This is a genomic window from Chryseobacterium sp. CS2K3, from assembly GCF_059515185.1.
Window position 1 is genome coordinate 102,002 of record NZ_JCAKRW010000011.1, and the last position, 21,952, is coordinate 123,953.

20 protein-coding genes are annotated in these 21,952 nt (G+C 35.8%); 5 read left to right on the top strand and 15 right to left on the bottom strand.

Annotated elements, in window-relative coordinates; translation table 11 throughout:
* Positions 1 to 19 precede the first annotated feature (19 nt).
* Positions 20 to 1,780 carry a signal peptide peptidase SppA gene (gene sppA, locus AC5YGG_RS17700; RefSeq protein WP_496145765.1) on the top strand — a complete coding sequence of 587 codons (1,761 nt, stop codon included), beginning with the start codon at positions 20 to 22 and terminating at the stop codon, positions 1,778 to 1,780.
* A 71-nt stretch (positions 1,781 to 1,851) separates the two neighbouring features.
* On the opposite strand, the gene AC5YGG_RS17705 is transcribed toward sppA, so the two are convergent.
* From AC5YGG_RS17705 to rpmB, 6 genes are all read right to left on the bottom strand, one after another.
* A complete protein-coding gene (locus AC5YGG_RS17705) occupies positions 1,852 to 2,112 on the bottom strand; it encodes a GlsB/YeaQ/YmgE family stress response membrane protein (protein WP_496145766.1) in 261 nt (86 codons plus the stop codon).
* 74 nt (positions 2,113 to 2,186) lie between these two features.
* Entirely contained in the window at positions 2,187 to 3,140 is a 954-nt protein-coding gene (gene ftsY / locus AC5YGG_RS17710) for a signal recognition particle-docking protein FtsY (RefSeq protein ID WP_496145767.1), read from the bottom strand.
* A 15-nt stretch (positions 3,141 to 3,155) separates the two neighbouring features.
* On the bottom strand, positions 3,156 to 3,563 hold the full coding sequence (locus AC5YGG_RS17715) for a RidA family protein (RefSeq protein ID WP_496145768.1): 408 nt from the start codon (positions 3,561 to 3,563) through the stop codon (positions 3,156 to 3,158).
* 152 nt (positions 3,564 to 3,715) lie between these two features.
* Complete coding sequence (locus tag AC5YGG_RS17720; protein ID WP_065395045.1) at positions 3,716 to 3,865, bottom strand: DUF4295 family protein; 150 nt, start codon at positions 3,863 to 3,865, stop codon at positions 3,716 to 3,718.
* 19 nt (positions 3,866 to 3,884) lie between these two features.
* Positions 3,885 to 4,067, bottom strand: a complete 183-nt coding sequence (gene rpmG / locus AC5YGG_RS17725; RefSeq protein WP_027373683.1) for a 50S ribosomal protein L33 — start codon at positions 4,065 to 4,067, stop codon at positions 3,885 to 3,887.
* 6 nt (positions 4,068 to 4,073) lie between these two features.
* Complete coding sequence (gene rpmB / locus AC5YGG_RS17730; protein WP_002976757.1) at positions 4,074 to 4,316, bottom strand: 50S ribosomal protein L28; 243 nt, start codon at positions 4,314 to 4,316, stop codon at positions 4,074 to 4,076.
* Between the two features lie 242 nt (positions 4,317 to 4,558).
* Between rpmB and AC5YGG_RS17735 the strand changes: the two genes are divergently transcribed.
* The gene (locus tag AC5YGG_RS17735) at positions 4,559 to 6,277 is read left to right on the top strand and encodes a T9SS type A sorting domain-containing protein (protein WP_496145769.1); all 1,719 of its coding nucleotides are present in this window, start codon (positions 4,559 to 4,561) and stop codon (positions 6,275 to 6,277) included.
* Positions 6,278 to 6,521: 244 nt separating this feature from the next.
* Here the strand turns inward: AC5YGG_RS17735 and lnt are convergent, their stop codons facing one another.
* Positions 6,522 to 8,156 carry an apolipoprotein N-acyltransferase gene (gene lnt / locus AC5YGG_RS17740; RefSeq protein WP_496145770.1) on the bottom strand — a complete coding sequence of 545 codons (1,635 nt, stop codon included), beginning with the start codon at positions 8,154 to 8,156 and terminating at the stop codon, positions 6,522 to 6,524.
* Positions 8,157 to 8,211: 55 nt separating this feature from the next.
* Here lnt and AC5YGG_RS17745 point away from each other — a divergent pair, with 55 nt between their 5' ends.
* Positions 8,212 to 8,625, top strand: coding sequence for a VanZ family protein (locus tag AC5YGG_RS17745; protein ID WP_496145771.1), 414 nt, complete (start codon positions 8,212 to 8,214; stop codon positions 8,623 to 8,625).
* Here AC5YGG_RS17745 and proC read toward each other — a convergent pair.
* The 8 genes from proC to AC5YGG_RS17785 form a co-directional block, all read right to left on the bottom strand.
* Positions 8,614 to 9,417 (bottom strand): pyrroline-5-carboxylate reductase, encoded by an 804-nt coding sequence (gene proC / locus AC5YGG_RS17750; RefSeq protein ID WP_496145772.1) that lies wholly within the window; start codon positions 9,415 to 9,417, stop codon positions 8,614 to 8,616. The genes AC5YGG_RS17745 and proC overlap by 12 nt on opposite strands.
* 133 nt (positions 9,418 to 9,550) lie before the next feature.
* Entirely contained in the window at positions 9,551 to 10,699 is a 1,149-nt protein-coding gene (locus AC5YGG_RS17755) for a cytochrome-c peroxidase (protein WP_496145773.1), read from the bottom strand.
* Positions 10,700 to 10,701: 2 nt separating this feature from the next.
* A complete protein-coding gene (locus AC5YGG_RS17760) occupies positions 10,702 to 12,234 on the bottom strand; it encodes a DUF6850 family outer membrane beta-barrel protein (RefSeq protein WP_496145774.1) in 1,533 nt (510 codons plus the stop codon).
* An 18-nt stretch (positions 12,235 to 12,252) separates the two neighbouring features.
* Entirely contained in the window at positions 12,253 to 13,482 is a 1,230-nt protein-coding gene (locus tag AC5YGG_RS17765) for a DUF4876 domain-containing protein (RefSeq protein WP_496145775.1), read from the bottom strand.
* A gap of 21 nt (positions 13,483 to 13,503) precedes the next feature.
* On the bottom strand, positions 13,504 to 16,257 hold the full coding sequence (locus tag AC5YGG_RS17770; protein WP_496145776.1) for a TonB-dependent receptor: 2,754 nt from the start codon (positions 16,255 to 16,257) through the stop codon (positions 13,504 to 13,506).
* Between the two features lie 139 nt (positions 16,258 to 16,396).
* Positions 16,397 to 17,410 carry a UDP-N-acetylmuramate dehydrogenase gene (murB, locus tag AC5YGG_RS17775; protein WP_496145777.1) on the bottom strand — a complete coding sequence of 338 codons (1,014 nt, stop codon included), beginning with the start codon at positions 17,408 to 17,410 and terminating at the stop codon, positions 16,397 to 16,399.
* Between the two features lie 4 nt (positions 17,411 to 17,414).
* Positions 17,415 to 17,897 (bottom strand): hypothetical protein, encoded by a 483-nt coding sequence (locus tag AC5YGG_RS17780; RefSeq protein ID WP_496145778.1) that lies wholly within the window; start codon positions 17,895 to 17,897, stop codon positions 17,415 to 17,417.
* Positions 17,898 to 17,910: 13 nt separating this feature from the next.
* Positions 17,911 to 19,116: a pyridoxal phosphate-dependent aminotransferase gene (locus AC5YGG_RS17785; protein WP_065395037.1), complete on the bottom strand. Its 1,206-nt coding sequence runs from the start codon at positions 19,114 to 19,116 to the stop codon at positions 17,911 to 17,913.
* Between the two features lie 226 nt (positions 19,117 to 19,342).
* Here AC5YGG_RS17785 and AC5YGG_RS17790 point away from each other — a divergent pair, with 226 nt between their 5' ends.
* The gene (locus AC5YGG_RS17790) at positions 19,343 to 21,148 is read left to right on the top strand and encodes a T9SS type A sorting domain-containing protein (protein WP_496145779.1); all 1,806 of its coding nucleotides are present in this window, start codon (positions 19,343 to 19,345) and stop codon (positions 21,146 to 21,148) included.
* Positions 21,149 to 21,302: 154 nt separating this feature from the next.
* Positions 21,303 to 21,758: a DUF1801 domain-containing protein gene (locus tag AC5YGG_RS17795; RefSeq protein ID WP_496145780.1), complete on the top strand. Its 456-nt coding sequence runs from the start codon at positions 21,303 to 21,305 to the stop codon at positions 21,756 to 21,758.
* The last annotated feature ends 194 nt before the right edge of the window (positions 21,759 to 21,952 follow it).

Genomic DNA, 21,952 nt, shown 5'->3' on the forward strand with positions numbered 1-21,952 from the left:
TTAGAAAATTGATTGATTTATGAGAAGTTTCTTTAAAAATGTTTTGGCAAATATAGTGGCAATAATTATACTTTTTGCCGTATTTTTCGTCTTTTTCATTATGATGCTTGTGTTCAGTTCTATGGGAAGTGATAAGTCTGTTACAGTGAAAAAGAATTCGATTCTAACCATTAATTTAAAGACCAGCATCATTGATAGTCCTACGGAAGAGCAAATGGGATTATTCGGAATAAGCGGGCAACAGAATAAAAATATTCTTTTATATGATGCATTGGAAGCAATCAATAAAGCTAAAACTGATGATAATATTAAAGGAATCAGTATTGAAGCAGATGAGCTCAATGCAGGGCTGACTCAGATTGATGATCTTAGAAATGCTATTGAAGATTTCAAGAAAAGTGGAAAGTTTGTATATGCTTACGGAAATGGAGTTTCACAATCGGCTTATTATTTAGGATCAGTTGCGGATCAGTATTACCTTCATCCGGCAGGTGGTATTGAGTTAAAAGGACTTGCTACTGAGGTGACTTTCTTTAAAGATTTTGCAGATAAGTACGGTATCGGTATTGAAGTGATTCGTCATGGTAAATTCAAATCTGCTGTAGAGCCTTTTTTAAGAAATGATATTTCTCCGGAAAATAAAGAACAGTTGAGTACTCTTCTGAATGACCTTTGGAAAAATACCTCCAGTAAAATGGCTGCATCAAGAAAAATTGATACTCTTCAGTTCAAAACAATTGTAGACAGCTTATACGGAATGATTCCTGAGCAGGGATTAAAATATAAACTAGCAGATAAGCTTGCTCAGAAAACAGAATATGAAGACATGCTAAAGGCGAAGCTTAGTATAAAAGATAAGGAAAAGCTGAACAAAATTTCTTTGGCTAATTATATCAGCTCTTATGCAGATGAAGATACAACAGGAGAAAAGGTAGCTGTTTTATATGCTTCAGGATCTATTAATAATGGAGATCAGTATAATGATATTCATTCTGAAAAATATGTAAAGTATATTAAAAAACTTCAGGAAGATGATAAGGTAAAAGCTGTTGTTTTCAGAATTAATTCACCTGGAGGAAGTGCTAATGCTTCAGATGAGATTTTATTTGAACTTCAACAGTTGAAAAAGAAAAAGCCTTTGGTGGTATCATTTGGTGACTATGCAGCATCAGGAGGTTATTATGTAGCAATGGCAGCAGATAAAATTTATTCTGAACCCAATACTCTTACAGGTTCTATCGGGGTATTTGGTGTAATGCCTTATTATAAAGATATCGCGAGCAAAAACGGAATCCGTGCAGATGTTGTAGCAACTAATGCAAACTCTATGTATTATTCAGGATTGAACGGGGTGACACCTTATGGAGTAAATATGATGACAAGAAGTGTAGAAGGTACTTATAAGAGATTTGTACACTTTGTTACCCAAAACAGAAAGAAAACATTTGAACAGATTGATGATGTAGGTGGAGGTAGAGTATGGAGTGGAGCTCGTGCTAAGCAAATTGGTCTTGTAGATGAGCTTGGAACATTAAATGATGCTGTGAAATTTGCAGCACAGAAAGCAGGAGTGAAATCTTATCACGTAGAATCTTTCCCTAAGAAAATGTCACCTTTTGAACAGTTATTTAAAGATCTGAATGAAGAAGATGTTTCTGCTAGAATTATCAAAAATAAGATTGGTAAATCAAATTATGAGATCTTACAGCAGATCACTGATAAGAAATTGCAGTCTGAGGTAAAAATGGAAATGCCTTACCAGATAAGAATTAACAACTAACTCAATTATATTGTACAAAAATCCCGGATCTGAATTTCAGATCCGGGATTTTATTTTTTATTAACGTTACATCAGCTTTTCTTTGTTGCCATTCCGTAAATCCAAAGGATAATTAAAGCTCCTCCGATAGCGAGAATCCAGCTTCTAGGATTCCAGAATGAGGTGACGTCTCCCCAATGTAAAATGTAAACTCCTATAGCTCCTCCTACAAACGCTCCGATAATTCCAAGGATAATGGTAATTAGCCAACCTCCTCCCTGAGTTCCAGGCATAATTAATTTAGCGATTGCACCTGCAATAAGACCGAATAAAATCCATGTTATAATTCCCATAGTTGCAAATTTTTTTAACTGTTAATATTTAAAATTGATTTGTTATACTAATACAAGGGAAAACATGATATAAATCATCTTTTCTTGAAGAATGAGTCTACAAATTCCGTACCATTGAAAAGCTGAAGGTCCTGCATTTTTTCACCTACACCTATATATTTCACTGGAATCTGAAATTGATCTGAGATACCGATAACAACTCCTCCTTTTGCTGTTCCGTCTAATTTTGTTACTGCCAAAGCATTTACCTCAGTAGCAGCTGTAAACTGTTTAGCCTGTTCAAATGCATTTTGTCCTGTAGAACCATCAAGAACTAATAGAATCTCATGAGGAGCATCAGGAATTACCTTCTGCATTACTCTTTTGATCTTTGAAAGTTCATTCATAAGGTTGATCTTATTATGAAGTCTTCCTGCGGTATCAATGATTACAACGTCTGCATTTTGAGCAACAGCACTTTGTACGGTGTCAAAAGCTACAGAAGCAGGATCGGAACCCATTCCTTGTTTTACGATAGGAACATCCACTCTTTCACTCCAGATGGTAAGTTGGTCTACTGCCGCCGCTCTAAATGTATCAGCAGCTCCTAACACTACTTTTTTACCTTCTGATTTGAATTGGTGAGCCAGTTTACCAATGGTTGTTGTTTTTCCTACACCGTTTACGCCTACGACCATAATGACATATGGTTTTTTTGTAGTATCAATATTTCCTGTTCCGGCATGAGGGTTTTCCAGTAATAAACCAGAAATTTCATCACGAAGAATTTTATCCAGTTCGCCTACACCCACATATTTATCGCGTGCTACACGTTCTTCAATTCTTTCTATGATTTTGATAGTAGTAGAGGCGCCTACATCGGATGCAATAAGTACTTCTTCCAGATCATCCAGAACTTCATCATCTACTTTGCTTTTACCGACTACTGCCTTCGTCATTTTTTCAAAGAATCCCTGGCTGGATTTTTCCAATCCTTTATCTAGGGTCTCTTTTTCTTCCTTTTTGAAAATATTTTTAAACCAACTCATAGTTTTAGTTTATTCTTATCTTTTGTTGTTAATCACTGCTGTGGCTTCTACTTCTATCAATACATCATCTCTGAAAAGCCTGCTTACTTCTATAAGGCTGCTTACAGGTGGATTTTGAAGGTTGACATATTTATCCCTGACTTTTCTGAAATCAGGAGTTTTTGATATGTCTGTGATGAAGATGACCAGCTTGACAATGTCTTTGCCCGTACCTTCATACTCTTTTAAAATATTTTCAATGTTCTTGAAAATCTGATGTGATTGTTCCTCCACATTGTTTCCCACCAGATTACCTTTTGAATCTAAAGGAACCTGACCAGATAATAAAATCATTCTGGAAGTACCGCAATCAATGCTTACTGATTGTGATAATCCCGGGATGCTGAAAACTTTTGGTGAACTTCTGTATTCTATAGAATCCATTGTTTTCTGACTGAGTGAAAATTGAAAAATTACTGTACATATAGGGACAAGAATTTTCTTCATATTTCACTGATTAATAATCTGGTGAACAAAGATAACAAAAAAACTACCCAAAATATGAGTAGTTTTTTATATTGTAAATAAAGTATTGATTATTTTTTCAAAAAACCATCTACTTCATCAGCATTCATTACTTTTTCTTCGAAAACGTAAGCTCCTGATTTAGAAGACTTAACCATTTTCACCACTTTAGTCATTTTTTTTGACCCGGTTTGTAGGGTTGCTACTACTTTCTTTGCCATTGTAAATTATATTTATAAATTACTTGATTTCTTTGTGAAGGGTAGATCTCTTAAGAACTGGATTATACTTTTTAAGCTCTAATCTCTCTGTAGTGTTCTTTTTGTTTTTCGTAGAAATGTATCTAGACATTCCTGGCATACCGCTTTCTTTGTGCTCTGTACATTCAAGGATTACTTGAACTCTATTTCCTTTTTTTGCCATGATCTATTAATTCTTTTTAATCAATCCGTTTCTAGTAGCTCTTTCAATAGCTTCCTCGATTCCAATCTTGTTAATCACTCTCAATCCATGAGCTGATACTTTCAGTGTAACGTGCTTATCTTGCTCTGGAAGGTAAAACTTCTTCTCTAATAAGTTAATTTCAAAACGACGCTTCGTTTTGTTATTAGCGTGAGAAACGTTGTTACCAACCATTGCACGCTTTCCTGTTATTTGGCAAATTCTTGACATATCTCGATGTTCTTATTTGTATAATATTTGAGAGTGCAAAATAACGAAGAATTTTTTATATAGACAAATCTTTTGGAAAATATTTGTAAATAAGTGGCTGATTAATAATATTGATTTTTTAAAATACCCGAATTTCCGGGATATAGCAGAAAATCAGTGCTGATATATTTCATGCAGGCTTTTTTTCAGAAAGGAAATTTAATATTCTATCTTTGTTTTTAATTAATCTAAATAAAAACAATATGAAGAGAATTTATATTCTATTGTCTATGCTTCCAGTTGGTCTGTGTGCTCAGAGTTTTACTGAGGTACAAACCGGAATGAATAACTTTTATTTTTCTGCTGCTGATATTGCTGATGTTGATAATAACGGTACCCTGGATATTGTAGTCAATGGTGCCATAGATTCTGATGGAGACGGGCAGCCGGATGCTACCTATAATGAGGTATATCAGAATAATGGTACAACATTACAGCCTTATACTGATTTTGGAGGAGATGTGACGCATCTGGGAGATGTAAAATTTATCGATTATAATAATGATGGATTGATGGATATTATTTCTGCGGGACAAAGCTATATGGATATTGTAAATTATAAGCAGTATCGATTTAAAAATACAGGAGTAGGTTTTATCAAAGAAGCAGAACTTCCTGGTAAAATTTATGGTTCCATAGAGGTTTTTGATTTTAATCATGACGGAAAATCTGATTATGCACTGAACGGAACTCAGTCCGCACATGGAGGGGGCTTTAGAAATACTATTGATTTTTATAGAAATACCGGCGACGGATTTGAAATGACTGAAAATTGGGTAGATGGCACTCAGAACGGAAGCTTTAAAGCGGTTGACCTTAATAATGATCATCTGTTAGATGTTATTGTGATTGGTTCAGACATGAATGGAGATCCGGTGTCTAAGGTATATATGAATCAAGGGGGGACATTGGTTTACACACAGAGTCTTGATTCTCTTATTTCCGGTAAGCTGGAGGTTGCTGATTTTAATGCAGATGGCTTTCAGGATATTGTGGTAGTAGGAAAAGATCCTAATGATGATCCTTACATTGCTGTTTTAATGAATGATGGAACTGGAAATCTGGTGACACAGCAGATGGATTCATTTGATATTTCAGAAGCATCTATAAGTGTAGGGGATTTAAACAATGATGGCTACTATGATTTTATCATTTCTGGAGATATTAATTATAATGCAGTTGTAAAAACTTATTTATATGATGTAGCCAACGGTACTTTTACAGAAGGAATAACGTCTGGATTGTATAACCTTGGAGGTCCGGGAGTCGTACAGTTGTTTGATTTTAATAATGATCATCATCTGGATGTATTATTGGCTGGTTTTGACTGGTCCAGTCAGGATATACCTTCTTTGACCAAGCTTTTTAAAAATAATGCTCAGACTACAAATGCAAAACCAACAGCACCTACCCAACTTAATGTATCAAAAAACGGAACCCGATTTAATTTTACATGGAGTGGCGCCACAGATGATAAAACTCCTGTACAGGCATTACGTTATGAAATAAAAGTGGGATCAACTCAGGGAGCGCAGGATATTGCAAAGTATATTGTGACAACGCCTTCATGGTTCCTGGATTTAGATCCATCAGTTGAAAATGTTTATTGGAGTGTAAGGTCCATTGATGCTTCAAAAGTATATTCTGATGCTTCTACATTAGGTACATTATCAACGAAAGAATCTAACGCAAATTTTGTAAAAAAAGAACTGCTTATCTATCCCAACCCAACCTCTGATAAGGTTTACATCAAAGGTGATAAAATTTCGGAGGCTGAAATTTATTCAATGGACGGAAGAAAGCTAAATGTGACATTAAACGGAGATCAGTCTATGAATGTTTCACATTTACCAAAAGGAATATATCTGTTAAAACTGAAGATAAAAAATGAAATAACTACCAAAAAACTCACTATTAAATAACTGAATCATTTATTCTATCTTGAGAGAAGCTAGACGTCCAGCTGGCTTCTCTTTTTTTATGAGGATAAGCTGTTGGGGGCTTCATGAAAATATCATTAAATATTTCCCTCAGATTTCACAGATGTCTGTAGTTATTTGTGTTTGAAAATAAAATCTGCGTTATCAGCTCAATCAGTGAGAAATTAAGAACTCTCAGATCTTGCAGATAACGCAGACTTTATGTATTGGTGAATCTACTTAAAAATTAAGCTTTCTTTGTTTTTGCCTGAAACCATTTAATCAGATAATAGAACAATAAGAATCCCAAAGCAAACATTGAAAATCTTGAAAGAAGATCTCCTGCTCTTGAGTAGAATGTTAAGTCTTCATAGAGATTTACTTTTGCGAATAATGCTGTCTGATCACCATAGAAAGTATCAGCAATCACTTCACCTTTCGCATTGATGTGCGCTGAAATACCACTGTTGGCAGCACGGGCAATTTCTCTTCTTGTTTCAATGGCTCTTAATTTTGCATAAGATAAAAGTTGCTTGTGTCCTTCTGTAACGCCCCACCATGAATCGTTGGTCATAATTCCAAGGAAATTGGCGCCTTTTCTTACATAATCAGTTACAAATTCTCCATAAATACTTTCGTAGCAAATAATAGGAGCCATTTTTCCCTTGTTGTAAGGGTTAGAAAATGCCATTCTTTCTTTATCTGTTCCCAGAGAAGCTACTGTTCCGCCCAGATTAATCATTGCATCTCCCAGAATAGGTTTCAGAACGCTCATATAAGGGAAAATTTCAACTCCTGGAACGAGTTTCCCTTTATGATATACCTGGACCTTTTGCTGTGGTGCAATCTGGATCGCGGTATTGTAACTTTCTGCCCACACGCCGGAATTGATCGGGTAAGCTTCCTTAGGCAGCGTATTAGGATCAAAGTATAAACGATGTGAAGATATTCCCGTTGCGAAAACAGATCCCGGATGTTGGGTTAAAAATTCTTTTACATTGTTGATCAGTAAGCTTTTTTCAAAGCCTGTTTCAGAAATTGAGCCTTTGCCCGGAAGTGCTGTTTCAGGAGCAATATAATAATCAATCTTTGTGGTGGAATTTTTTCCTGCAAGGGCAAGAAGATCCTGCTCAATCGTTAAACTGTCTTTGGAATACTTTTCAGCATAAGGATCAAGATCAGGTTGCAGCATCAGGACATTAACCTGTCCTGAAGGCTTTTCATTAAAGCTATTGTATTTAATAACCGAAATGATCATTGGAATAGCTATTAAAGCCGCTACAATAGAAGAGTTTCTGATCAGGTCTTTTTTCTTTCTTCCTGCTTCCCAAGTTCTTATGGTGTAGAAAATTAAAACATTAATCAAAAGAATCCAGAAACTTCCGCCGGTTGCACCTAAGGTGTCATACCATTGAATCAGTTTCGGATAATCAGAAAATACATTTCCTAAATTCAGCCATGGCCAGGTAAGTTCCCAGTTCAGATGAAATTTTTCAAAGCTCATCCAGATCGCAATAAAGAATCCAAGCCCCCAATAGGTTCCTTGTGCATTTTTATACCAGTGATAGCACTGAAAAACCAATGAATACAAAAGAGAGTTCACAAGCACCGGAAAAACAACTGCCATCATAGAATGACTTCCGTCCGGGTTTTTGGACCCGTACAACCATCCGGTAGTGACAATATTCCAGATTACAAAACAAAGGTAAGAGAGTCCGAAAATGACCCAGCTTTTTCTCTTATAATTTGAAAATTTTGAAATTCCATGTTCCATCATCAGAAGAGGAACAAGAGCAAAAAATATAAAAAACGGAACTCCATAAGTAGGCCAAGAGACCGACAGCAGCATTGCTGAAATAAGTGTAAGTAGAACGTATTTCATTAAATTATTTTAACATACAAATTTAATGTTTTTGAAATGAATATATTAGCATCTGATGTTAAAGAAAATATATAAAATTATTATCATTCCTTATACGCTGCTTTTGCTGTACCTGATGTTTCTCGGGATGGGCAGATTTCAGTATGATGACAACCTGATCACCGTGGAACCTATATTTTCTACCATCAATTTTATAAAAGGAATAAGAGACTGGAAAGAGATTGTAATAATTGTTCTTGGAAATATAGTGATGTTTATTCCTTTTGGTTTTCTTGGATGGGTTTTTCCCAAATTGAAAGACCTGAAGACGCTTGTTCTTAATTTTATTCCAGCGATCACTATTGTAGAAGCACTTCAGTATTTTACAAGAATGGGAATATTTGAGATAGACGATATCATCCTCAATACTTTTGGGGTGTATTTAGGGTGGTTGATGTATCGGTTTATCGAAAAAAGTTTAGGAATTTAGTTCTTTAGCGCGTTTTTCAGCATTTAAAATTCCCTGTTTTAAAATTTCTTTGAAATGATTTTCCTCGAAAGTTTTTAATGCTGCTTCTGTAGTTCCGCCTTTGGAGGCAACGTCTTTTATAAGCTCTTCAAGGTTCTTCTCCGAATTATTGATCAGATGATAGGCGCCAAGCATTGTTTGTTTTACAAAAAGTTTAGAAAGGTTTTCTTCAATTCCCATCTCAATACCTGCTTTGATCATTGCATCAATAATATAGTAGAAATAAGCAGGACCACTTCCTGAAAGTGCGGTAACTCCATCCAATAAATTTTCATCTTCCAGATACACTGATCTTCCGGTACTGTTCAGTAATCGTTCAATGTTGATGAGCTGGCTGAAAGAAATTCCATCTGCCGCTGTATAGCCTGTGATGCCCATTCCTAAAAGAGTTGGAGAGTTCGGCATGGCTCTTACTACCAATGGGTGGTTTAATGATTTTTGAATCTTTTCAATATTAATCCCCGCCATGATGGATAATACCATCTGATTTTCCTTTAATTTAAACTGAATATTCTGGACAACAGTCTGAAAATCCTGGGGTTTCACAGCAATAATAATTAAGTCAGCATCAAATTCCGTTACTTCGTCAAAAGTGGATGTCTTTGATTTGGGAAATTCTTCTGCTATTTTGGAGATCTTAGACTGGCTTCTGGTAATAAGATGAAGGTTCTCCGGTTTGATCAGATCGTACTTCAAAAATGATTTTGAAAATGAAAGTCCCATGTTTCCGGCTCCTAAAATCGCTATTTTCATGCTGTGTTGATTTTTTAACGAAAATAATGTTTTTTATTATGATGGAAAAGAGGAGTAGTCAGGAACGTGTAAAGTACTTCTAACTTCTATCCTACAGCTTCCAACCAAAAGGTCCGGCGTTTGCCGGACCTTGTTATTCTACAGGAAACTCTGGTCTCCTCATTTTATATTTTGTTCCGGAAAGGGCTTCCAGGAAAGATACTAAAGCTTTTTTCTCTTCTTTTGTAAGTTTTAACGGCTTCAGTAAAGGGTCTGTTACAGGGTAAAGCGGGTCCTGTTGTTTGGCTTCAGGAGAAGGATCTATCATGTGCATTCCGCTGTTGTACATATTAACAACGCCTTCCAGGTCACCAAATAATCCGTTGTGCATCCAAGGTTGTGTAAGCAGAAGATCTCTTAACTGAGGTGTTTTGAATTTACCAACATCTTCAGCTTTTTTAGTAATATTATATAACCCAAGGTCTTCATATTTTCTTTTATAATACGTTAAACCGATATTATGAAAAGATTCGTCTGTAAGATATTGTCCGCTATGGCAATTCATGCAGCGTGCTTTTGTTCTGAAAATATGCATACCGTAGATTTCTTCATCAGACATAGCGTTATATTTTCCTTCAAGGAACTTATCAAAACGGCTTGGCTGACTTTTAATTGTTTTCTGGAAATCTGCAATTGCTTTTACAATTCTGTCATAAGTAACTTTCTCATCCCCATATGCATTTTTGAAGAGAGGTTTATATCCTTTTAATGCCTGAATTTTTGCAGGTAAAGTTTTCACATCCATTGCCATCTCGTGATGCGCTCCTAATGGTCCGGCAGCTTGTTCTTCAAGAGTTTTTGCTCTTCCGTCCCAGAAAAATAATTGCCTTTCCGAGATATTGTACAGCGATATTGTATTTCTGTTACCCTGAAGGTGATTGTTGCCTAATGCGACATGTCGTCTGTCTGACCAGCCCATTTCCGGGTCATGGCATGAACTGCAGGAGATCTGATTAGATTGGGATAATTTCGGATCAAAAAATAATGTTTTTCCAAGAATAACATTCGGTTTGTCCTGTTCCTTAAAAAATGTGGAATCTGTTTTAATAGGAGCAAATTCCTGCCATTTTACACCATAATCGATAGTTGGTTTTGACCATTCTGAAATTGCCTTTTTATAACTTTTGATGATATCTTCAATGGTAGGATCCTGAAGGTTCAGTACATCCTGATTTACCTTAGATGTAAAGCTCAATAAGATCATTGATACCCCACCTAACCCCCAATATATTAGTTTTCTCATGATTAAAAGGTTATTCCTATGCTTGCTGCTACAAAATTATTATTATTTTTATGAATCTTCTGAGTCTGATATTGAGCACTTACAAAGAACGCGGGAAGTTTCTGTAGCTTACAATCATATCTTACTGAAGCTCCGAAAGTCGTAATATCACTTGCCTGAAAATTATAATCTTCAAGGATCCACGCATCCACAGCCGCATTTCCGGCAGAGGTGAGAGCGTTCATGGTTTTACCAACTGTTCTTTGTGAGAAGTAAGGCTGTATTGTCAGGATTTGATTTTCCTTGATCTTTTGTTTATAATCTGCATTGATCCCGAAATAGGTGTATACAAATTTCTGTCCTGCAGAAGGATAAAGTCTTCTTTCTTTAATCTCTTCATAAGCGAAAAAAGATGTCGCTGTAATAGAGTAGCTATCTTGATTGTATTGATAAAATCCTTTTACAGAAGTAATGTAATCTTCCTTTCTATATGATTTTCTTTTAAAGATCTGTTGCAGACTTGCTGTATTTAAAGAATAACCGTACTCAGAGCCTGTTTTTACAGAAGAGGTGAAGTTTGTCAGGAATCCGAGCCTGTTTTTCTCATTTATGCTGAAAAATTTGGCGCCTTCCACTTCAAGAGTTTTATTTTCCAGATCGGAAAGATCAAAAAATATGTTGGAAGAAAGGCTGTTGACATAGCTTTTAATATTATTGGATCTGCCTAAAGCAGCCTGAAGATAGAAATCTTTTCCCTGCTTATTCATGATCTGTAATCCTCCTTTATAAGCAAACTCTTCAAAAACAGTATTAGGATTGCTGCTTCCGTTAAAAAGATAGTTTGAAAATCCGAAACTCGTCATTTGATAAGTATAAGGTCTTCCCAATAAGCTTTGAAAGGTAATAGAATTGTTTTGAGTATACTTATTGAATTCCCCAAAAATTCCTATTTCATATGCTCTGAAAATATTATAATTGAGCCCAGCTTTTATACGGAGATCAGAAGTAGTACTTTTCATTCTCGGGTCCTTTGCACGGTATCCCATTTGTGCAAGATAGCTTACCTGTCCTGCAAAAGTCCATTTTTTGAATTTTTGTAAATATCCACCCGTAAACTGATAACGTTCAACGTTTAATTTTCCACCGGCAGAATCGGCTATGATGTAAGGAGCTATACGATCATAATCTAGTGATTCATTCCATCTTACAAGTTCCGTTTTCAGTTTTTGGTAGCTGGCATTTCCCCAGACATATCGGTTGGGCTTTAATTTTTGAAATGATTTTGCTTCTACAGTCAATCCTCTATCGCCATTTCCCAATTGCTGACGGTAAACTTTTTTATCATCTTTATGATATCCGACATTGAACTCTGAAAATGAAGAAGAACTGTAGCCCGACATTGAAGCCGGGTTTGAGAAAAAATTATCTTTAAAATTTCTTTCTGTATCATATTGATTATTGATCGTCTTAAAAAGACTGATGCTGTCCTGTGCCTTCACAGAAAGAAAACACATATTAGAAAGTAACAGAAAGAAAGATGTCTTTATATTTAGCATAATATCTTGATGATTGTATTATTCTGGATGAACAATACCATTTTTTAAACTTGCTTCGGAGTCTTTCACAAAATCATTGGATGAATTGTTGGTATCCATATAAAGGTTTTTACCAGCACCCATTTTTCCGATAATTTTACGTCTCACAGATTTTCCGAAACGGTTCGGGTCGCTGTCTATTGTACCTGCGGAAGTCCATCCTGCATCAATGCTTGGAGAGGTTAATGTATGCACAAATTTGGTAGGAACACTGTTATTTACTCCATCTATGATCCATGAATTCGGGATTGAATAAACACTTCGTTTGGTAACGTTTCCGGCAGAATTGATATAGCTGAAATCATATTTACGGTTCTGAAGGAATGTTGTTTTTGATTCCCCAGTTGGAAAACGGGCAATAACATAGCTTTCAAATCCTCTGTTATGCATGATAAACATATCTTTTGCAGTAGTGAAAATAACTTCTGCATTGGGAACAGCCGGATTGTCTACCTGTCCAAGAGCGGGAGCTTTTGAAGGGTATTCGAAATCTGCGTTATGAAGATCAAAAGCTGTACTTGTCTGTGCTTTATGATTGATGGCGTTATCTGCTACAACAATAAAATCTCCCGGCTGCACAGCATATCCCCCTGGCTGAGTTGGTAAAACTAAAACCCCTTTTACAGGGAAGTACTGATTAGAATCGTATGGTGTAGGGTTGTCATCTTCAGTTGTCATGAACTGTGATTGTCCGATGATCAGATTATCTGCATATAAAACCTTATCCGTATTATTTACGATTTTAAAGTAACGGCTTGAGTTGTAGTTTTTGCCATCCGGAGTTTTTATTCCTGTAAAGAATACTTCTTCGATGATAAAATCTTCGTGAAATGCTTTAAAATATAAAGGAACGGTAACATTAGTCACCAATTTGGTAATATCTACGCTGGATGATCCTGCTGCATCTGTGGTTTCCATCTGATTGGTTACGACCTTGCCGTTTACCATAATTTTGTAAGAACCATGCGGAACTTCTATAGAAACGGAGCTTGCTTTTTGGCTTTTTTCGGTAATAACAATACCCGTATTTACTTCTCGAACTTCAATGTCCAGCGCCTCATAAGAGGCAATATTTTCTCCTGTAAAAGATAAAGTTAACACCCCGTTTTGTCCGGTTTGTACCCCGAAATCATCATCAGTACATGATGTCACTGTAAATGCAGTGCCCATCAAGGCGACAAAACTTAATAGTAAAATTCTTTTTTTCATGTTACTTAACTTTTGATATGTTTAAAAATTGTAGTTTAATTCCATTCCGAAGTATGGGGTATTCATTCTTTTTCTGTAAACCTTTACATTATTGAATGTGTAAGGTGCTCCATAGTTGAAAAGCCTGTTGACAAAAAGTGAAGTACGAAGAGCTTTGTAAATACTCTTGGTAACTTTTATATTTCCTGCAATTGTAAAAGTGGTAAGCCTGTCCAGATTATCTGAAACAGAAACGTTTCTTACCAGCCATTGTTTATAAATATCTGTTTTGTCTGCTTCTGTGAAAGGGTGTATGGCGCCATCCAATCCATAATACGAAATAGGTTCAGCAATTCTTCTGTCATTTCGCTGATGATCATACAGACTTCCCTGTATAGAAGCTGATACAATCATATCCAGACTTGGAAGGTAGGTGTCTATCAGTAGGTTGTAATTTAAATTGGAATTCACATATCCAACATCATTCTTGTAAATTCCGTAATAAGGATAGCCATCTGCGCCAATGCTTACCGTAGGCTTCCAGATAAAAGGAGTAGAATTTCTGTATTGCGTTTTAAACCAAGCACCTGTGAAAGTAAATCTTGTATTGATTGCCTTGATTCTTGGTGAGGTATAGCCAAACTCAATTCCTTGTTTTAATGTTTCACTTCCGTTTCTTGTTGTAGAGTAAACTCCGAAAATTCTTCTCATTTCATAAGGAACACCCGTTAAATCTGGTCCATCAGAGGTCCATAGAGAAGGATCTACCTTCGTAGCATCATATTGTTTATAGTGATGAACGGCTGTCTCATCCATAGTACGGAAACCATTGGTCATATTTTCTTTAAAATAAGTCAGAAAGAACTCATGATTTCTGTAGGAAAGATCTAAACGGATTTCTTTTTTTATACTTTTTGCCGCCTCAATTTCTTTATTTTCTCTTGACTGAATATAAGTCATGAAGTTAACATATCGGTATTGTGCATCATTGTGATAATAATTCAATTGAGTATAATCCCAGTATTCATTATTGGGGTAAAGCATCAATAGAGTAGGTTGCTTATAGAAGAGACCGTATCCTAAGGTAATATCTGTTTTTAAAGGATAATTATTGATCATCAGGTGAGGAAGGCTGTACTGAAAATTCAATCTTGGTTCCACAAAAATCTTTTTACTGATGGCATAAGAATTATCAATTCCCAGATTTTTAGATAATCGTAAACCTGCATAGAATGTAAACTTATGCTGATCAAAGTTATAGCTCATCTGATCACCCATAAATGCTGCCAAAAGACTAGATGCCGGAATATCATTGTAAGGTCTTGGTCTTGTAATTCCTGTGTTTGCAGAAGGAGGTGTTCTCATATCGTACTGAAGACCTTTACCATTGTTTTTAGAATATCTCCAGTCAAGCCCTGCTTCATACTGATGCGTGATTCCAAATGTTTTTTTTATTCCGTTTGCCTGTAAAAAAGCGGTTATGTCCAAAGGCTTTCCTTCCGTAGAAAATTCAGCAATATATCGAAGATCAGGAAAATATCCTACGTTCTCGCCCTGTTCAGTAGCAAGTGAAAAAGAGCGGGGACCAGATAATTGAACCAGTTTTACCTGCTCTATCTTTTCAAAGCCTTGACGAATCGCTGTGTTTAAAGTTAACTTATTGAAAAAAGAACTTTTATCCAACAGGTAGATGAAGTTATTCGTTAAGCTGATTCTTTTATTATTAGATTCATATTTATCTGTAGACGGATATCCGTTATCCGGATCATATTTTTTATGGTCAATGTTTGTGGAAAAATCAATAGTTGATCTCCATTCCAAAGGTCTTGACCATAATGTGGAAATCTTCTTTGAACGGATGGAAGCCGTGATACGTTGGTAATTTTCAAAATCATCAGTAGGATTAGATTTAGAATCCAGAAAATCTGCACTGGCACTCATATTCCATTTGTCATTGATCTTAAAACCTTTGCTTACGTAATATTGTTTACTGAATCCATCTGCCTTAAACCTTGCCTGTAAAGGAGATGCATTGATTTTACGCTCTATTTTAATTAATCCCGAAGTCAAATCTCCATAAGCTGCTGATGGAATTCCCCGTATTACTTCTACTTTTTCAATATCATTGGTGGAGATCGTTCTCATATCTACTCCTGAAGTCGTTGTTTCTCTGCTTTTAGGTGCTTCCAGAAACTGGCTTTTATCCAGAGAAACCTGCATGTCCGAATTAGAATTGATAATATTATCATCAATCATAAACTGAACTCCCAGTGATGAGGTATTGTATTGATTTCCTGAATAACCTCCTGTATTCTCTCTTAAGGTTGCTCTGTTGGTAGAGTTTAATACAGGTGTTTTAGCAAGTCCTCCCGGAAGGAGTTCCATTAAATCTGTGAAGCTTGAAGGCTGTAAATGCTGCATTGCCTGTCTGTCAATAACAGATTTCGTCGTTAACCCTTTACTTTCTTTAGAAAATACAACGACCTCTTCCAATTTATTAATCGGCTTAAGGTTTATCGTGATGTTCTGTGATGAAGTAAGCGTGATATTTAGTTCTTTTTCCTGAAAATCAGGGTGAAGAATTTTAACGTGGTGTTTGCCGTTGGATACGGAAATAGCGGCATTTCCGTTTTTATCGGTGATTAAAGAGGTCTGGTCAATTGTAACGGAAGCCCCTCTCAATTCTTTATTGTTTTCGTCAAAAACAGTGATGTTCAGTTGTGATTGTTCACTTTGAGCCTTTATAAACTGTGTGCTGAAAAGCAAAATGAAAACAAAAAATAAAGATCTATTCATTTTTATTTATTCTAAATAAGCGGATCGCAAAATTATTAAATATAATAATGCTGACCAATAGTTATTTAGAATAAATTAAAATAATAAGACAAAAATCAGAAATATAATTCTGATAATGTTATATAATCTGATGCGGAATTTATATAATATTCACTTCCCTTTCAAGTTCTATCCCGAATTTTTCTTTTACAGAATTGATAATTTCAGTGGAAAAATCAAAAATTTCTTTTCCGGTAGCGGTACCGGTAGCATTAATGATTACTAATGACTGAAGTTTGTGTGAAGCTACATTCCCAATTTGTTTTCCTTTCCATCCGCATTGTTCTATCAGCCATCCAGCAGGAACTTTTACCATCGCCCCGTTAGGATATCCCTGAATATTCTCAAACTTTTGCTGTAATGCTTCAAATTGAGCTAAAGGAATCGTAGGGTTCTTAAAGAAACTTCCTGCATTTCCGATTTGCTTAGGATCAGGTAATTTGCTTTGACGGATATTGATCACCGCTTGAGACACATCCTGAATCGTAGGTTTTTCAATACCCAGATTCTGTAGTTCAGAAGTAATAGCACCATATTCAGTTTTGATATGATGATTTTCTTTGGTAAGTTTAAAAGTAACTTCCAGGATGATGTATTTTCCTTTTCCTTCCTGCTTAAAAATAGAATCTCTGTATCCGAATCTGCACTTTTCAAGATCAAAAGTTTCTACAGTCTGATTTTCTAAATTGAGTACCTGACAGTTTACAAATACATCTTTAATTTCAGTTCCGTAAGCTCCTATATTCTGCATTGGAGAAGTTCCTACATTCCCTGGAATTAAAGAAAGATTTTCCAGTCCGCCATAATTTTTACTCAGGCAAAACATTACGAATTCATGCCAGTTTTCTCCTGCTTTTGCAGTAACCAGAACTTCATTGTTGTTAAGGTTTTGCTCGGAAATACCTTTTAAATTAAGTTTAATAGCAAGACCGTCAAAGTCCTTTGTCAGAAGAATATTACTTCCGCCTCCTAAAAATAAAAGTGACAGAGATTTCTCTTTTGAAAAGTTGAGAGCGTCTTTTAACTCTTCAATGTTATGGATTTCAATGAAGTATTTTGCTTTAGCATCTACACCGAATGTATTGTAAGGTTTTAAGGAAAAATTTTCTTGCATGTTTTTATTTGTATTCTTTAGGAAGAATCTGGTCTAATTGCTCTTTAATCTGCTGAAGTTGTTTGTAATGTACCGTGTCCACATAAGAATTGACATACATATGTGATTTTTTGGGAGTACGAATCTGAAAAGTTTCATCAATTCCGTCTACAGGTTGTACACTTGGAGAGCTTTTGATATAATCCAGATCTTTGATATTGACGGATGAGGTCAGTTTTTTCCATGTTGCAGGACTGATTGCGGATCCCCATTTTTTATGAGTCTGATTTGTCGTTAACCCCTTTTCTACATTGATGGAGTCTTTGGTAACTTTTATGATCCTGTAATTGCCAAGCTGCCCCCCTACATTGGATAAACTGATAAAGTTGATCTCGTTTGGGTTTTTACTAACCGGTTTTTGAGGTTTCGGTTGATCACAAGAAAAAAATGCCGACAGCAAAAGAATCGAAAACAGTATTTTCAGATGGATATTTTTTGTTGTCGGCATTTAAATATAATTTTTATAGGCTAAATTCTTCTCTGTACTTTTTTAAAGCTTCTTTCAGAATTTCAGCACTTTTCTTTAAGTCTTCTTCTTTTAAAACATAGGCAATTCTTACCTGCTTTTTACCCAGTTCAGGGTTGCTGTAGAATCCACCTGCCGGAGCTACCATGATGGTTTCGTTGTTCAGGGAGTATTTTTCTAGCAGCCATTGTGCGAATTTCTCAGTATCATCTACCGGAAGTTCAGCAACGCAATAGAAAGCACCTCTTGGCTTAGGGCAGATTACTCCTGGAATAGCATTTAAAAGATCTACTAAAACATTTCTTCTGTGGGTATATTCTTCTCTTACAGCTCTGATATAAGGACCATCATTTTGGTGTGCTGCTGTCGCTGCAATCTGTCCTAAAAGAACAGGGCTTAATCTTGCCTGAGCGAAAAGCATTGCTGCATTACGGATTTTTTGAGAACGGGTAACCATACATCCGATTCTTACTCCACACATAGAATAACGCTTGGATTCTGAGTCGATAATGATGCAGTTTTCGCTTAATTCAGGGAAATCCAGCATTGAGATCTGCTGTTTTCCGTCATATACATATTCTCTGTATACTTCGTCAGAGATAATTACGATATCATATTTTAAAGCAATTTCAGAAAGCTTTTGAAGCTCTTCACGAGTGTAAAGGTATCCTGTAGGGTTTCCAGGGTTACAGATTACAATTGCTCTTGTTTTTTCAGTGATTTTTTTCTCGAATTCTTCAATTGGAGGTAATGCAAAACCTGTATCAATAGTTGAAGGAACAGCCACTACATTTACGTCAAATGTGCTTGTGAAACCATTGTAATTTGCATAATAAGGCTCTGGAATGATCACCTCATCACCTTCGTCACATAATGTAGAAATGGCAAAATTCAGGGCTTCAGAACCACCGTTGGTAACGATGAAGTTATCAGGGGTCAAATCTGAAAAACCTAGTGAATGGTAATATTCTGTAAGGGCTTTTCTGTATTCGATATTCCCTTCAGAAAGCGCATATTCCAATACTTTAAGATCAATATTCTTTAAAGCATTTAAAGCTGTTTCCGGAGTTTCAATATCAGGCTGCCCGATATTTAGGTGATATACTTTTATTCCTTTCTGTTTTGCTTGTAACGCAAAGGGAACCAGTTTTCTTACCGGCGATGGCGGCATATGAAGTGCTCTGTTTGAAATATTCGGCATTGTTCAAAAAATTTGTATGACAAAAATAGGATTTAATTTCTCAATAATAAAATTAAGGTAAGGAAGATCGTGCCTAATTATGATGTAAAATCCTTTTCCCAAAGAGAAAAATTTTAATTTATTAATATATATGTTAAGTTAATTTTTGATAATTATTTAAATATTTATTAAAAATAAGTTTTTTATATTGATATTTTTCTTAATTTTCACCACAAATATGAATAAAATGATAATAAATTTATTTTCTAGAGTAATTCCTGTAATTGCTCTTCTTTCAGCTTCTTCTTTGATAGCACAAAATTTTCAGACCATGCCGATTAGCTCGGGGTACACCCAGGATGTAATTGCTAATGGGGTAGGCTCTGCCGTTAATTCTACAACATCTGATGTAGACGGAGTTTCTTATGCTTTTGTATCGAGAGATTTTCAGCTGACGTCAAGCAGTACACCGCTCTCTTATGGTCTTCCGGTAAATGGAATTGTTAATTCAGTGGTGGCATCTACAGCCGGACTAAGTTTTCAGTTGGGTGATTATTTTGGAAATAATTCTTTGAAAATCAATAGTTCTGCTGCTGGTAATAATTCAGGTATCCTTACATTTACGACTCCTGTAGCAGCTTTTAAGCTTTATATGCTTTCTACCAGTGGTAGTGGAACATCTACTGTAAATATTACGGTGAATTTTACGGATAATACCACACAGACTTTTACAGGACAAACTATTTCAGACTGGTATGATGGAAGTAATTTTGCCATTCAGGGAATTGGAAGGATTCTAAGAACAACAAACGCATTGGAATCCAGTTCAAGTAATCCCAGATTATATCAGACGGCTTTAACTATTGATCCTGCCAACCAGACAAAGCCTATTCAAAGTGTAACGGTAACGAAAACAAACAGCTCGGGAGTCATGAATGTTTTTGCTTTTTCGGCGGATGCCTATACGACATGTCTTGCTCCTGTTTTATCAGCAACCGGAACAGTAACTTCAAATTCAGCTGAAATTTCCTGGACAATGCCTGCGGGAAATCCCGGAGTAAGCCATGATATTTACTATAGCACAAGTGCTACAACTCCTACTGCTGCTACCACTCCAAATCATTTTGATGTTCAGGGAACGTCTTATACGCTTACTAATTTATCTCCAAGTACTACTTATTATTATTGGGTAAGAACAAACTGTATCGGAGCTACAAGTAAGAGTGCGTGGTCATTCTCGAAATCATTTACAACATTATGCGGATCAATCGTTCCTTCATATACCAATGACTTTAGCAGCTTCCCGGGAAATTGCTGGGCAAACAATTTAACAGGAGGAAGTCCGGACACTGGACCTACGGGTACTACTACATCACCATTGTGGGCATCGCGTAATTTCTTGAATGTTGCTGCTAATGGACCTTCTGCTCATATGAATATTTATTCTACTAATAGAACTGGCTGGCTTAAAACGGTACCTTTTAATCTTTCAGCAGGGGGGTATAGAGTGAAGTTTAAATACGGTGTTTCTACTTATTCCGGCACTGGTGCTTCAGCTATGGGCGATGATGATCTTGTTCATTTTATGGCTTCAGAAGATGGAGGAACTACCTGGACAATATTAGAATCATGGGGACCTAACAACGCTCCGTCTAATACTGCTACTGAATATGTTTATAATCTAACCAATAATACAGGTGCTAATACAATATTTGCATTCTATGGAACTTCAGGAGCTGTAAATAATAACTTGGATTATAATTTCTATGTAGATGATTTTACTGTAGAGGCGGTACAGCTAAGCACTTCAGAAGTAAATCGTAATGCAAGGAAAGCAGAAGTTCACCCTAATCCGTTTAAAGATATTCTTTATATAGCAGATGCGAAAAATGTGAAATCTGTGACAGTAGCAGATACTTCAGGAAGAGTAGTTTCAACTGTTGAAGGATCTGTGCAGGAATTAGATTTAAGTAAATTGAATTCAGGATTGTATTTTGTTACCCTTCATTTTAAGGATGGTTCTCAATCTACTGTAAAAACGATCAAGAAATAATTTTTTTAGTGTAAGTAAAGTTGGGCGGCAGTACATTTTGTATTGCTGCTTTTTTATGATGTAAGATGTATACCTTAGCATCTATCAATACTTTAAAAAGAAATTAAGTAATTAATAATTTTTGTTAATTTGAAAATCTAAAAACTTACTGAAAATGCAAATTTTATCCACCTCATTAGAAGATTATCTTTCTAAGATTCCTGAGGAAAGACAGGAATCATTTAAAAAACTTTTTGATGCAATTCATGATAATCTTCCAAAAGGTTTTGAACAAACTTCCAATTATGGAATGATAGGCTGGGTTGTCCCATTGGAAACTTACCCTGCCGGTTATCATTGTGCACCGAATACTCCTTTACCATTTATTAATCTGGCTTCACAAAAGAATTTTATAGCTTTATATCACATGGGATTATATTCCCGCCCTGAACTTCTGGATTGGCTTGTTACGGAATACCCGAAATATTCCAAAAAGAAGCTGGACATGGGGAAATCATGCGTACGCTTTAAGAAGCCGGAAGATATTCCTTTTGAGCTGATTGCGGAACTGAGTCAGAAAATGACGGTAAAGGACTGGATTGATATTTATGAATCTCAGTATAAGAAATAAAAAAGGCAGGAAGCTGGAAGAGGGAGGCTGGAAGTTACGGTTGAGTTTCTGAGAACTTATTGTTTTATTATTAAAATTTTCCCCGATTTTGAAAGGATAATTAATGGGTATTTCATTCATTTTTTAACGAACATAAACTTCCAGCCTCCCGCTTCCGCCTTCCTTTCTTCTAAAATCTTATATTTTCAAAAAAG